This window comes from Flavobacterium sp. CSZ (assembly GCF_015350725.1).
In the GTDB taxonomy this organism is placed as follows: Bacteria; Bacteroidota; Bacteroidia; order Flavobacteriales; family Flavobacteriaceae; genus Flavobacterium.
Map to the genome: position 1 here is coordinate 75,894 of NZ_JADKPQ010000003.1, position 14,783 is coordinate 90,676.

Below are 14,783 nucleotides of genomic sequence, written 5' to 3' on the forward strand. Positions count from 1 at the left end.
TTTTCAAATTAAGGCGTTACATTTGTAATGCCTTAATTTTTTAAACCTACTATTTATGAGAGAATTTTTAACGATTTCTCTTGTCTTTATTTTGTCTTTTAACAAAATAACTGCGCAAGATTCAATTATTGAACACAAAATTCAAAAAGGAGAAACTGCCTATTTTATTGCCCAAAAATACAAGGTTTCTGTAGATGAAATTTACAAACTCAACCCCGAGTCGCAGAGTGGAATCAAAGACAATCAAATTATTAAGATTCCGGTTCACTCGGCAGAAAAAGAAAATTCAAACCAGCAAATTACTCATATTGTTGATGCCAAAGAAACCCTTTTTGGCTTATCAAAACAATACAATATTACTGTAGAAGCTATCCAAAATGCAAATCCCATTCTTGCCAACGGATTACAGATTGGTCAGGAATTAATTATTCCCAATCCTTCAAGTCTCCCTAAAACTGAAAGTACAACTTCTTCAAAAGTTACACATCAGGTTGTTGCCAAAGAATCCCTGTTTAGTATTGCAAGAGCATATAATGTATCGGTTAATGATTTAGAAAATCTGAACAAAGATATTCTTATCAACGGATTGCAAATTGGACAAATGATTTCAATTCCAAACAAAAGAAAAACTTTAGACGGAAGAGTTCGTGTGATCAATCAGGAAACGGTTTTTCATGTTGTTGAACCAAAGGAAACTAAATTTTCGATTGCGAAAAAATACAATATTTCGATCGATCAGTTAGAATCTCAAAACCCTGAGATCGTAAACGGGTTAGTTGTTGGGAATAAATTAGCTATAAATACTAAGGAAGTAAAACCAACCAACGAAAGCGAAGAATTGATGCTAGCTCTTGCCGAAAAGCAAGTGGTGGTCGAAAAAGGAAAAGCCAAAACGGTTGAACTGGAAGATTTAAAAGACAGATTGGTGGTTCAGAAAGAAATGAATCAGAAGATTATAAAGATTAATGATCTTAAAGTCAATCTGAATGATATGAACGGTTCTAAAGAAAATTCGGTCGAAAAATTGCGTTTGGTTTTGGAAGCGAATAAAAATGTGCAGGATATTTTAATGGCAAAATTAGATTCGTTGGTAAACACGATGAATAATGATTTGGTCGATTTAAAAAGAATGGATATTTTGAATATGGATGAATCAAAAAGATTAGAAAAACGATCGTATGAAAGCATCGGGAAAACCAGTGAATTATCTTCTCAACTTAAAAAAGAATTAGCCGAAAACCGAAAAGCTTATGCCGGTTTAATGAATAAAGTAGAAAAAATTGCTGTTGAAGAAAATCAGGAATACAAGAAGAAAATCCGCGAAAGCGAAAAAAATACAAATGTTACTTCTTTACAGCAGCGACTTTCGTTAGAAGAAATAAAACGATATAAAATAGAACAGGAGCAGGGCGATGCACAAAATCAGCTTTTGATTGCTAAGATTGATTCGCTCGATACGCAGAAAAAAATCGAAGTAAAACGACATATCAGCAAAGCGACTTATTATAGTATGGAAGCCCGAAAGTTTGATGATAAACTGGCTTTGATCAAACTGAAAAAGTATCAGGATGAAGCGATTAAGAAACAGGATAAATCGAGTACGGCTCAAACTTCAAAAACAATTTCGCTGGAAGAAATGAAACGTGAACTTAAGGAAAATCCGCTTAGAACAGACAAAACAGTAAAAGTTGAAGTTTATGATAATCTTAAAGAAGTTTCAAACGGCTATTACTTAGTTTTAGGTATATTTACAGACGCAACGCTAAGAGATAAGCTCATTATGAAACTCATTGATTCTGGCGATTTTAACGCTAGTTTCTTCTTTAATATCAACAGTCTTTCGTACTATGTTTACTCAGATAAGTATCAAAATATGGAAGAAGTGCTGTATAAATGCAAGAAAAACGAAGAAGATGAGTTATATAAAGAGGTTGTTATTGCTAAGATAGAAATTGATCTTAGACAATAATTAGCGGCAAAATAACAAGTGGCAAGAATCTTGCTTTAAAGAGAACTTAGTTACTTGTTCTGAATTAAAAATTAAATTGTTTTAAGTCTATTATGAAATATTATTCAACATTATTGTTCCTTGTTTTTTTTGTAACGTTTTCTGCTTTTTCACAAGAAAAGGTCATTAAATATACGGTTGCGAATGGGGAAACTATTAACCAGATTGCCGTAAAATTTAAGGTTACTCCTTATGATATTTATGCATTAAACCCGGATGCTAGAAGTGGTATAAAACCCAATACAGTTTTACTGATCCCAACCAATACTGCAAAATCGGCAGCGGTTAAAACAGAAACAGCTGCGGCAAAAACGGGCGGTAATACAAAAGAAATAATTCATGAGGTACAGCCTAAAGAGACTTTTTATAGTATCGAAAAAAAATACGGTATCTCTGATGAAGCTTTGAAAGCTGCAAATCCTACTTTGGCAAAAACTGGAGTTCAGATTGGACAAAAACTGGTGATTCCTGCAAAAGGATCAGCGGTAAAATCGGCTGTAAAATCTTCGGTAACCGCTGAAAAACCAGCGAAAGAAAAAACTCAGGAAAAATATGTATATCACGATGTTATGGCAAAAGAAACTAAGTTTTCGATCGCTAAGCAATACGGAATTACCATTGAAGAATTAGAAAAACGCAATCCTGAAATTGTATCGAATTTGCCTGTTGGATACCGATTAACCATAAAAGGAAAAGCGCCTAAAACAGATGCTGTAAGTTCTGCTGTTACAACTACTACCAAACCAGTTGAAACTGCTAAAAAAGTGACCACCTATATGGAGTATCAGGTAAAACCAAAAGAAACTTTTTATAGTTTAGGAAGAACTTTTCATATTTCTCAGGAAGAATTAACGGCGTTGAATCCGTCACTTTCTGAAGGTGTAAAAGAAGGAATGGTTTTAAAAGTTCCTGCAGGATATTTAGCTCCGGCTCCAATTATTCCGCAACAGCAACCTGTTGAAAAAGCAATAGAAAATCCAAATAGCGGAGGTTCTATACAAATTGTAGATAAGGTAAAATCTGAAACCGTTACTGTTAATCCTGAAGTTGTAGAACTAACAAAGAAAAGAGGACAAAACGATCGTAAAAAACTAGTTTTATTGTTGCCATTTAATTTGAATAAAATGCAGAATGATACAACAAGCACAGCTAACCGTATCAAAAATGATAAATTCTTAAACATGACTCTTGATTTTTATGCAGGAGCAATGATGGCAATCGACTCGGCTAAAACCTTGAAACTGCCAATTGATGTGGCAATTTATGATTCGCAGGAAACAAAAACAACATCAAATGTTTCGACTTTGATCGCTCAGAATAAATTGCAGGATGCCCATGCAGTAATTGGACCATTTTATCAAAATAATGCTGAGGCTACAGCCAACACTTTACGTATGTATAATGTTCCTGTGATTTCTCCTTTATCAAAAGATAAGGCAAACCCAATTGATAATTTATATCAGACAATTCCCTCTAATGATGTGGTGAGAAATGCTATGTTTGATTTTATGCGTGCGAAAAACGGAAACATTGTTGCCGTTGTCGATAAAAAGAAAGAATCAGTTATTAGTTATATCAAACAAAACCAAAAAGCTGTTGTTTTCGCAGCTTTAACAGAGACAGGAGGTTTGGATGTAGCCAATTTAAAAAGTTTGTTATTGCCAAACAGAATGAATTATGTGGTGATGGAAACCGGAAATACGGCTATGGTAAAAACTACCATAAAAGCCTTGCTTGATGCGCAAAAAACATGTCAGGTACAATTGGTTATTTTAGAACCAAACAGCACTTTGGATACTGACGAAATTAGTTTTGATAATTTAGTAAAATTGAAATTAATGTATCCCTCTGTAACTCGTGAAAGCGATGAACCGGGAGTTTTAATCTTCGATAAAGAATACAGATTGAAGAATAAGATAAATCCAAATACCTATGCAACACGAGGATTTGATGTCACTTTTGATACCATGATGCGTTTGGTACAAGGAAAAACATATCAGGAAACAGCCGATTTAATGACAACAGAACAAGTTGACAATAAATTTCAATTTTATAAAAAAGAAGATGGTGGACACGCCAATAAAGGAGTGTACATCTTATATTACGATTCAGACTTAACTTTAAAAGTAGCCAATTAATGACATCAAAAGTAACCTATTTAGGAGATTTAAGAACAAAATCAATTCATGTGCAATCAGGAAGCGAAATCATCTCTGATGCACCACTAGACAATAACGGAAAAGGAGAAGCATTTTCTCCAACAGATACAGTTGCCAATGCTTTAGCAAGTTGCATGATGACCATTATGGGAATCAAAGCGCGTGATTTAGGCGTAGATTTCGTAGGTTCAACTGCGGAAGTAACTAAGATAATGAACGCTGAACCAAGAAGAATTGGGGCAATTGAAATTGTTTTTGATATGCAGGGTGTTGAAGAGGAAAAAAGCAGAACAATTTTGGAACGTGCCGGAATGACTTGTCCGGTATTTTTGAGTTTAAGCAGTGAAATCGAAAAGAACATTACTTTTAACTGGAAGTAATTTTAGAAATATTAAAGTAAAAAAGAAGCCATTCAATCACGAATGGCTTTTTTTTATAAACCTTTTTCAGGTTTTAAATCTTCCAGAATTGGAGTTAGAATAGTCTTTACCTCTTTTTGAATAGTTTCATTTTTTTGTTCGAAAATGATAATGCTGTTTTTGCCTTTTTTAAGCCAGCATCCGGGTAAGTATAGGGTTTGCTGCGGGCCAACACTCCAATAACGTCCAATATTGATTCCGTTTACAAATACAATTCCTTTGCCCCAATCGCGCATGTCCAGAAAGGTATCTCCGGTTTTAGTGAGATTAAAAGTTCCCTGATATAAAGTAGGGCGGTTTATTTTGCCTGAGTTTTTATACGCTGTTACATCAGGTACAGAGGTCATTGGTAATTTGTACATTTCCCAATCGCCGGTAATGGTTTCGCCGTTAATAATTACGGGGCTTATAATACCTTTATTGTTGGCATTAATTTGAGAACCATAATTAATACGTCCCATGTTTTCGACCAGTATATCTAAAGTGGCATTAAAAGGAACTTCGATTTCGCAATCGTATTTTTTATAATATCGGTTCAGTTCAGCCACTTTTTTGCCGTTAACATAAACGATGGCATAATCACGTAATCCTTCTAGTTCTAATTTTCCACTAATGGGCTGAGTAAATTTTTTACTGTACCAAACATAACCATTACCTTGATTTAATTGCTCAAAAGTCAACGGATTATCCTCTATAACTGGAGATATTTTGGATTTTAAATCGGCAAGATCAACCACTTTATTTAATGTAATATTCGGGATTGCGATGACAGGCATTTTTTCCGGAACTGCAGGAGTTTCGCTTGTTTTTAGTAATTCTCTTAGTACATTGTATTTTGGAGTTGCCCAGCCTGCTTCACTAATAGGAGCGTCATAATCATAAGAAGTCATATCAGGCTGAATATCGTGTTCTTTATCGTAATTGGCGCCTGAGGTAAATCCGAAATTGGTTCCGCCATGCACCATATAATAATTGAAAGAAACCTGATTGTCCAGATATTTTTTTGTCTGACGAACGGTTTGTTCTGGTTTTTGTGTCGGGAAAGGTTCTGCCCAATGATCCAGCCAGCCCGGATAAAATTCGGCTACCATATAAGGCCCTTGGTTATTATTAAACTGATTGACAACTGCTTTTAGCTTTGCAATATCGCTTTCGCCATTGGCAGTTGGTAAAGCACCCGGTAAAGCTCCGCCTTCAAACAGCCAGCTTCCGTCTGATGTAAAAAACGGAACATCAAAACCAACATCTTTTAATTGCTGAAAAACTGCTGCGCTGTATTTTTTGTGCTCTTCTAAAGAGATGTCTTTACGTTGAGCAACATAAGAACCAAATTCATTTTCGCCCTGAACCATAATAATTGGTCCGCCTTTGGTAATTTGTAAATTTTTAACCTGACCGTATAATTCGGTAAAATAAGCTTTGGTTGCAGCTAAATATGAGGTGTTATTGCCACGAATTACCATATTGGGAACATTTTGTAAAAACCATGGATAACCGCCAAATTCCCATTCGGCACATACATACGGACCTGGTCTAAGAATGACAAATAAACCTTCTTCCTGCGCCGTTTTAATGTATTCTGCTAAGTTTTTATTACCGGTTTTAAAGTCCCAAACTCCGGGAGTAATTTCATGATAGTTCCAGAAAACGTAGGTTGCCACAGCATTTAAACCCATTGCTTTCATCATTTTTAAGCGATGACGCCAGTACGGTTGCGGAATTCTGGAATAATGCATTTCGCCTGAATGAATCTGAATTGGTTTTCCATTCAACAAAAAATTCCCGTCACTTATGGTAAAAGTTTGTTTTTCTTGTGCTGTTAATGCTGAAAGGATAAAGAAATTAAATAGGAGGATAAAATAAACTTTTTTCATTTTTATTTGAAATTGATGATGTTTATAAAAAGCAAGAGAGCACCATGAATTGCGCTCTCTTGCCTGACCTAACTAACCAATGAATATATTACTCTGAAAATTCTAATTTTTGTAATTTTTTCCATCCTCCACGAGTGAAATCAGGAATTTCTACAGGAGCAGAACCGTTATCAAGTGAGATTTCTGTTAACGGACCTAAACAAGACCATTCTGCCAAATCATATACATCCATGTCTAACGGAAGACCTTTTTGCAGACAGTGAATCAATCTGTAATCCATTACGAAATCCATTCCGCCGTGACCACCCACTTTTTTAGCTTTCTCTTCGATATCTTTTACAATTGGATGTTTGTATTTTGCCATCAATGCTTTTTTAACATCTTCAGGAACAAATGAATGGGCACTTAATTTTTCGTGATTTGGTTTTACATCATCCCCTAATGCTGCACCATCTAAAGCATAACCTTCTAACGGATATTTGTTGGCAAAACCTTTAGTTCCGCTCAATTGGTACATTCTGCTGTACGGACGAGGAGAAGTAACGTCGTGCTGAATCTGGATTGTTTTTCCGTTTTCAGTACGAATCATAGTCATGGTATGATCTCCGTTTCTAAAATCTTTAATCTCCTGACCTGATTTTTCTTTGATGTAAGCAGGATTTCCTACTGCTTTTGTATCCATAGAAACTAAGAAATTCATTTTATCCCCACGGTGAATATTCAAAGCCTGACAAGCTGGTCCCATACCGTGAGTGGCGTAAATATCACCACGGTGTTTGATGTTATAATCCATTCTCCAGTTGTTCCAGTATTCACCCCAAAAAGGCTGAAGACCGTGAATGTAAGAACCTTCTGCATGAAGGATTTCTCCAAAGACACCTTGCTGTGCCATGTTTAATGTCGTTAATTCGAAGAAATCGTAAACGCAATTTTCAAGTTGCATACAATGTTTTCTTGTTTTTTCGGAAGTATCGATAAGATCCCAGATTTCTTTCATGGTCATAGCACCCGGAACTTCGATTGCTACGTGTTTTCCGTCTTTCATTGCCTGAACACCAATTAATGCATGGTGTTTCCAATCTGTTGCGATATACACCAAATCAACATTTGGTAAAGCAGTAACTTTTCTCCAGGCATTTTCATCTCCAAAAAATTCCTGTGCTTTAGGAAGACCAGCTTTTGTTAAAATTTCATTGGCCGATTGTGTGTTTTTTTCTGTCATATCGCAAAGCGCTACGATTTCTACCCCGGGAATATGCGTCATACGCTCAACAGCTCCGGGACCACGCATTCCTAAACCAATAAAAGCAACACGAACAGTTGGAATTGGATCAGTAGCCAAACGCAAAACATCTTGCTGACCTTTTGGGCGGGTTGGTGTTTTGGTCTTGATCATTTGTGCCGATGCGATTGCTCCTCCAAACAACAGACAGGCCACTAACATTAATTTTAAAATACTAGTTTTCATAATTGAATTAATTTGATTTGAAATGATGATAATCTAAGCTGATTATCGGGAATTATTGTTTTTTGTAAATTGTTTATTTTTAAAACGTCTTTTTAAGGTAATGTATCAAAATTTATTTCTGGTTTTTTATTGTTTAAAGGTCGTGTAAAGATCGTTTTTGGTGTTGTATAATTGTTGAAAAAACCGCCGTCTTTTAGATAAAAGGAACTATTATCAAGTCCGCCTGCAAAATCCATTCGGTATTCTTTTGCTCCCGTATTATCTGTTGTAAAGCGAGCCGAATTGATCTCTGACCAAACTCCTTTATCGTCGCAAACCCATTGATTATTGAATAATACTTTACGGGATAAATCGCCTTGCTCCGGAATAAAATTTTCTAAAAACGAATGAAATCTTTTTAAATACGTATTCGTTTCGGGACGATTAAAACTAGCGATTAATAGCCATTTTTGCAATTCAGGCGCATAAAAATACGCGGTATATGTTGTTGTGTTATTGTTTTGAGGGAATCCTTGTAATAAAAATTTATAAGTGGTTCCTGCTTTCCAGTTGTATTTGAGATAGCTTTGACCGCCTGAACCTTCATTTCCAAATTCGCCTGTGTGAACATTTTCGCCTTTTTTGAGCATTTTAATTTTATGTGATTCAGGAATACTGGCCGGATCATCGGTATTAAACGGACTCCATACAGAAAATAAAACTCTTCTTTCTGAAGCCGAATTGACCTGGATACCAAAATAGCCTTCTCCAAAACCATTTGCCATAAAATAAGAACCAATTTTATCTTCGTTTTCCGGAACGGTAAGTTCGTTATAATACCATTTTGCATTGATGTTTTCCGGAACCTGATAATTTAAATGTACAGATGGTCCGCGGCGTCCCCAATGATAAAAGTTACCTTCATTATTTGGGACATAGGATATTTTTGCATCATAATCATTACTCGAAATCGTTAAACGATTTATAGCAGGAAAACGATCTCCTGTTTTGCTGATTCCTTTTATCTTAACAGCAACATAACCTTCCTGATTAATTTTCCAGGTACCAATGGTTACGGCTTTTGAAGTATCAAATTTTACTTTTTTAGCTTCATTATTAATCGAAAATTCTAATTCTGATTTTCCAGATACTTCTACCGATTCTTCAACAGTTAACTGAAAACTTCCGGCTTTGGAAATCCTGAAATAAATGGTGAAAAATTCTTCGGCACTAGTCCAGTTTTCTATTCCGTTATCAGTAATAGTGTTGCTTTCTAAATGTTTAGAGCTGTAAGCATTTCCGGCCAACGGAAGCGAAATACTGGTTTTTGGATTCTGTAAAGGATCTTTTTCAGTGGTTTCGTTATTCTCTGTACAGGAAAAAGATACGAGTAATGAAGCAAAAAATAAGTAAAATAAGTTTTTCATGGTATCTATAGTTCGTTTATTTCTTTTAAAATTACCTCTCTAATCTACCAAATTAGAGAGGCTTCAAAAACAAAACAATTCTAAAAATTATGGATTTTGCGTTAAAGTTCCCGGATAGGCATTAATTTCTGACTGCGGAATATATTGCACTACTCTTAAACTTGTTGCAGGCCAGTCTGTCATTGGTAAGTGAGGACCAGGATAGTGACGTGTCATGGTTTGACCATTTCTGTAAACATCATAACCTCTATGTGCTTCAAACGCTAACTCTAACTGACGTTCTTCGTCTACTCGCTGTACAGCATTTGTACTGTTTAATGAGGTATAACCGCCACCAACAATCGATCTTTCGCGAATTATGTTTAAGTTGGTTAAAGCACTATTATAATCACCCTTTTTGACATATGCTTCTGCCATGTTCAAATACATCTCGGCCAATCTTGAAATGGTAGGGGAATGAAGGTGCGAATCATTGTTTTGAAGAGAACATTTCGTGATATAATACATTGGATAAACACGGTTCAGCAACATCATATAATCTTTTTCGCCTGTATAAGTTTTGCCTTCATATACAATCGAATATTGATTTTCGGCTGCATTTACAACTGTCAGATTATAATTTGTAGTTCCTATTGTTATATAAAATGAGTTATCAGGATTACGTTTTATAGGCTGCTGAATATAGTTGTAACCTGTTTGCGTGCCACCAGTATTGTAAACATCATAAACAAAACGGAAAGCTTCGGTTTTATTTCCTGCATCATCTGTGGTATATTGAGGATCGATAAATGCCCAACGAGCGTCTTTCTTCAAACCGGCTTTTCTTAGCAAATCAAGATATTTGGCACTGGCGTACATTTCACCCCAGCCTTGTCCCTGAATATTAGCATACATTCCGCCAATTCCGTAATAATGATCGTAACCTGAAAATTCTGATGCTACTTGTTTTACAGCAAAAATAGTTTCGGTTTGCTCATCAGAATCTGGAGCGTAAGTATTAAATTTCATGAAGCTGTCTCTGCTTAATAAATGATATCTTCCGCTGGCAATTACTTTGTTTGCATATTCTATCGAAAGCGTTGCATATTCCTGATTAGGTGTTTCATATGTTCCACTCATATACAAATAAACTCTTGAAAGCATCGCCTGAGCTGCTTCTTTTGTTGCATACGCCGCTTTTCTTTCAACTGTCATTAAAGCTTCGGCTTTTTTCAAATCGCTGATAGCCTGAGCATAAGTGTCTTTTACTGTTGATCTGTCCGGAAGGTTAAGATTATTTAAATCTGCCGGTAAACCATTTACGATTGGTACGCCTAAATTAGTCTCCGGTGATTGCGAATAAGGTCTTCCGTAAGTACGACACAAATAGAAATAAATCATACCTCTTAAATAGTAAGCTTCACCTAATTGCTGATCCATTGCAGGACTTTCTCCTTCGGCAATCATTTTCATTAAATCACTTGATTGCGAAATAATTTTGTAGCTATTATTCCAAAAAACAGATAAACGACCATTGTCAGGAATATGCTGATATGAGATAAAAGAATAAAAAGAATCTGTAGAGGTACCTCTAATCATGATATTGTCACCCGGATATTCTCCAACCCTGTGCATAACATCAGACCAGCCTTTTAATTGTGCGTAACATCCGTTTAGTAAAACTTCGATCGAAGCTTCTTTATCTTGTTCAATTTTGTCTTTTGTATAGGAATCAAAAGGCTCTCTGTCTAAATCACATGAGGACAGGAAACTAATTGCCATACATAATATAAATATCTTTTTCATGATTTTGTTTTTATAGAGTTAAGTTAAGTCCTAATACAATTTTGCGCGTTTGAGGATATACTTGTGTCGCAACACCAGTAATAATGCCATTTGCAGGAGGTATTTCAGGATCAACTCCGGAATAATGAGTAATCGTAAATAAGTTTTCACCGGCGATGTACAATCTTAGGTTGGCGATATGCAAACGTTCGATAGGTACATTATAGCCTAAAGTGATACTTCTCATTTTTAGGTAAGTTCCGGTTTCTAAGAAACGTGATGATGCTTTATTAGAGTTACTAGAATTATTATAAAGAGCTTGCGGATGCGTTGCGATATCACCCGGTTTTTCCCAACGGCTCCATCCGCTATGAAGGTTCATTTGGTTTCTATCAGTATAAGCACCATCAGAATCGAATTCTGCTCTGGCATAATTATAAATTTCGCCTCCTACAGAATAACTAAAAATAGCAGCAAAATCAAAGTTCTTGTAATTTACAGTGGTAGAAAATCCTCCAAAAAAGTCGGGAGTATAGGCACCAATTACTTTTTGGTGTTTAGACGCATCACCATAATTAGAAGTTTTTACACGTTCTCCTGCAGCATTTGTCGTAAACCATTGTGGTTTTCCGTTTTCAGGATTTACACCAGCCCATTCTGTCAAATACCAGCTATCAACATCTTTTCCGGGAGTTAATAATTTTGATGCAGATCCTGCAATACCACTACCATCTCCAACAATAATTTCCTGCTTGTTTCCGTAAAGACTCGTTACTTTATTTTTATTGGTACCAATGTTGGCATCTACAGACCAGTGTAAATTTTCATTTTTAATGATATCAACATTCAAAGATGCCTCAAAACCTCTATTGTTTACGGCTCCTACGTTTCTCCAGATACTTGTAACACCAATTACTCCAGGCAATGGCACTCTGTATAATAAATCTGAAGTGTTTTTGTTGTAATAATCCAACGTAATATTTACCCGGTTAAAGAAACTAACATCAACACCTACGCCGCCAGTATATGTTTTTTCCCAGCTTAAATCGGGATTAGCCAATTGCGAAAGCAATGCTCCCGGATTTTCATTATAACTTTGAGAGAAAGAATACAAAGGAAGGTGAGGGTACAAACTGTTTGGACGATTTCCTACCGAACCATAACTTGCTCTTAGCTTAAGATTATTGATATAATCGGCATGAAAAAAGGCTTCGTTATGAAGGTTCCATCCACCACTTACAGAGAAAAAGTTACCATATTGCGCATTTGATCCAAAGTTAGAAGCTCCGTCACGACGAAAAGAAACTTGTGCTAAATAACGATTGTCATACGAATAGTTCACATTCGATAACAAAGACTGCACAGCCCATTGCGATCTGTTACCGCCCACTTTTTCAGGCACCGCAGCAGCATCAGTAACTATAATTCCAGGAGGAATTCCAGTGGCAACGCCAGTACTTGTTTTAGAGTTGTATTCGTTCCATTCATAACCTGCAAGAGCATTAAAGTCATGTTTTCCAAACGATTTATTAAATTTTAATAATTGGTTGGTATAAATTCTGTTATAAGTAGAAAAGTAATCTTCAATTCTTCCTTTTACCGCTTCTCCCGCAGAAGATCTTGGATCTGAATAATAAGTTGAATTATAATTACCAAAAATGTAATTGTTTACAGAAGAATATGTTAGCCAGCTGGTAAATTTAATATCAAAATCAAGATTTGCCCTAACCGTATAAGATTCAGATTCACCATAATTCCATTGCAAATCGTATAAATAGTTAGATCCGGTTGTATTCACCCAGGTTGGGTTTGGCGCGTTTCCTACCAAAGTTCCGTCTGCCAGATACGGACTGTCCCAAGGCATATTTCCGTAAAGTGCACCAACTGAATGTTGCTGGTCATCTGTTGTTTCTCTGGTTAAATTTACCTGTGGTCTCAGCGTAAACCAACTATTTGGTTTGTACTCAAATTTCATCAAACCGTTGTACTTTTTGTACTCGTAACCTTTTATAGCACCGGTTTCATCATATAGGCCAATAGAAACGTAGCTTTTAAAGTTATCTCCGCCACCGCTAATCGATAAATTATAATCCTCTGCAAGTCCGGTTTGTGTACCATTATTCCACCAGTCAAAATTTTGGTTTCTTAATTCTGGTTTCCACCACCAGACATTTTCAAAATCTTGTTTGTTGGCAAACGAATCGTACAAATCATACAATTGCGATCCGTTCATAATTTTAAAATTTCCGTTATTGATAGTAGTTAAGGCTGTTTTAGCAGAAAAACTAATTTTAGATTTCCCCGCTTTTCCGCTTTTTGTAGTAACCACAATAACACCATTGGCACCTTGTGAACCGTAAACCGCCGTAGACGCTGCATCTTTAAGAACCGTTAACGTTTCGATATCAGATGGATTCATGTTTGCCGAACTATTCCCCACAATAACTCCGTCAATTACCCATAAAGGATCTGTACTTCCGTTAACGGTTGTTCTGCCTCGAATGATTATTTTCCCTACTGCTCCCGGTTGTCCGCCACCAGTATTTACATATACTCCCGTAGCTTTTCCTGCCAGCATATTTTCTACAGAAGGAGTCGTTACATCTACAATTTTTTTGTTGTCTAAAGTTTGAAGTGATCCGGTTAAACTCTCTTTTTTAACTTTAGCATATCCTACAACCACCACCTCGTCCATTTGTTCACCCGCTTCTTTCATCACTACGTTGATAGAACCGTTTCCTGCAGCAACTTCCTGATCCTGCATTCCTAAAAAAGAAAAAACTAAAATCGTATTTGCATTGGGTACATCTATGGCAAAACTTCCATCCATATCAGTTTGCACTCCTTTTGATGTGCCTTTTATGATCACATTTACTCCGGGAATCGGAATTCCCTTTTCATCGACAACCTTACCCTTCGTTATTTTTTGAAATGCCAGTAAATTGGTTTTGTTTACCGGAATTTCTTTTGAAGGTGCTGCATTGGTAACTTGAAAACTTAAAGACAACAATGAAAGTAACGTTGCTTTTAAACTTTTTTCAAGTACAGTATGCAACCTTGAGTTTCCAGGTTTTTTTGAGAATACTTTTTTCATACTCTTTGTTTGGTTTTGGTTAATGAATGTGTTTTTGTTTAGTTGTTTTTTTATTTTTTTTAAAATTTCACCACTCATTTTTTCGCTTTTTTGGTGTAATAAAATAGGCCTGAAAAGCGGTGAAAAAGGGTAAAAAAAGCCATGTTATTTTTTTATTCTTCGACGAAACTATAGATTATATTTTTATTAACCAAGAAAAAACACAAAAAATGTGCTCGAACACACAAAAAAAGTGTTCTCGAGCACATAAAATTGTGCGATACGTTTTTTTTAATATAAATTGATGCGATTATTCTAAAAAAAAGCACAAAAAGCACATCGCTTTATTTTAGGCGTATTCGCAACTATGGTATTTTATTTTTAAGGAATAAAAACTACTTGTTTGTATTTATACGAATATCGCAATCATCAATTAATTTGTTTAATAATAAATCAAACTTTTAAAGATTTTAAATTGATCCGTTTTTTCTTATTTTTTACTTTTTAAATAAAAAAGCAATAAAAAAAAGCGATTAGGTTTTAAATAAAAGTTTGACTTATATTAGCATTTTGATAAGAAGATTTTTTAAGGTGATTTTGTCTCCTTTGAAA

General features: G+C 35.6%; 8 protein-coding genes. 3 read left to right on the forward strand and 5 right to left on the reverse strand.

Annotated elements, in window-relative coordinates; genetic code table 11:
- Positions 1–55: 55 nt before the first annotated feature.
- From IRZ78_RS04355 to IRZ78_RS04365, 3 genes are all read left to right on the forward strand, one after another.
- Entirely contained in the window at positions 56–1,969 is a 1,914-nt protein-coding gene (locus IRZ78_RS04355) for a LysM peptidoglycan-binding domain-containing protein (RefSeq protein WP_194615355.1), read from the forward strand.
- Positions 1,970–2,061: 92 nt separating this feature from the next.
- Positions 2,062–4,146 carry a LysM peptidoglycan-binding domain-containing protein gene (locus tag IRZ78_RS04360; RefSeq protein WP_194615356.1) on the forward strand — a complete coding sequence of 695 codons (2,085 nt, stop codon included), beginning with the start codon at positions 2,062–2,064 and terminating at the stop codon, positions 4,144–4,146.
- Positions 4,146–4,547: an OsmC family protein gene (locus tag IRZ78_RS04365; RefSeq protein WP_194615357.1), complete on the forward strand. Its 402-nt coding sequence runs from the start codon at positions 4,146–4,148 to the stop codon at positions 4,545–4,547. Before IRZ78_RS04360 ends, IRZ78_RS04365 begins: the two co-directional genes overlap by 1 nt.
- A 53-nt stretch (positions 4,548–4,600) precedes the next feature.
- On the opposite strand, the gene IRZ78_RS04370 is transcribed toward IRZ78_RS04365, so the two are convergent.
- From IRZ78_RS04370 to IRZ78_RS04390, 5 genes are all read right to left on the reverse strand, one after another.
- On the reverse strand, positions 4,601–6,460 hold the full coding sequence (locus tag IRZ78_RS04370) for a beta-galactosidase family protein (RefSeq protein WP_194615358.1): 1,860 nt from the start codon (positions 6,458–6,460) through the stop codon (positions 4,601–4,603).
- Between the two features lie 88 nt (positions 6,461–6,548).
- Positions 6,549–7,904, reverse strand: coding sequence for a Gfo/Idh/MocA family oxidoreductase (locus IRZ78_RS04375; protein ID WP_228520375.1), 1,356 nt, complete (start codon positions 7,902–7,904; stop codon positions 6,549–6,551).
- A gap of 116 nt (positions 7,905–8,020) precedes the next feature.
- Positions 8,021–9,334, reverse strand: coding sequence for a DUF3472 domain-containing protein (locus IRZ78_RS04380; RefSeq protein ID WP_194615360.1), 1,314 nt, complete (start codon positions 9,332–9,334; stop codon positions 8,021–8,023).
- 87 nt (positions 9,335–9,421) lie between these two features.
- Positions 9,422–11,119: a RagB/SusD family nutrient uptake outer membrane protein gene (locus IRZ78_RS04385; protein ID WP_194615361.1), complete on the reverse strand. Its 1,698-nt coding sequence runs from the start codon at positions 11,117–11,119 to the stop codon at positions 9,422–9,424.
- Positions 11,120–11,129: 10 nt separating this feature from the next.
- On the reverse strand, positions 11,130–14,192 hold the full coding sequence (locus IRZ78_RS04390; protein WP_194615362.1) for a TonB-dependent receptor: 3,063 nt from the start codon (positions 14,190–14,192) through the stop codon (positions 11,130–11,132).
- Positions 14,193–14,783 lie beyond the last annotated feature (591 nt).

Bases quoted from the DNA above. Each gene is read 5' to 3' on its own strand.
- IRZ78_RS04375 (WP_228520375.1), bottom strand. From the start codon at position 7,904: ATGTTAGTGGCCTGTCTGTTGTTTGGAGGAGCAATCGCATCGGCACAA.
- IRZ78_RS04370 (WP_194615358.1), bottom strand. From the start codon at position 6,460: ATGAAAAAAGTTTATTTTATCCTCCTATTTAATTTCTTTATCCTTTCA.
- IRZ78_RS04390 (WP_194615362.1), bottom strand. From the start codon at position 14,192: ATGAAAAAAGTATTCTCAAAAAAACCTGGAAACTCAAGGTTGCATACT.
- IRZ78_RS04380 (WP_194615360.1), bottom strand. From the start codon at position 9,334: ATGAAAAACTTATTTTACTTATTTTTTGCTTCATTACTCGTATCTTTT.
- IRZ78_RS04355 (WP_194615355.1), top strand. From the start codon at position 56: ATGAGAGAATTTTTAACGATTTCTCTTGTCTTTATTTTGTCTTTTAAC.
- IRZ78_RS04360 (WP_194615356.1), top strand. From the start codon at position 2,062: ATGAAATATTATTCAACATTATTGTTCCTTGTTTTTTTTGTAACGTTT.
- IRZ78_RS04365 (WP_194615357.1), top strand. From the start codon at position 4,146: ATGACATCAAAAGTAACCTATTTAGGAGATTTAAGAACAAAATCAATT.
- IRZ78_RS04385 (WP_194615361.1), bottom strand. From the start codon at position 11,119: ATGAAAAAGATATTTATATTATGTATGGCAATTAGTTTCCTGTCCTCA.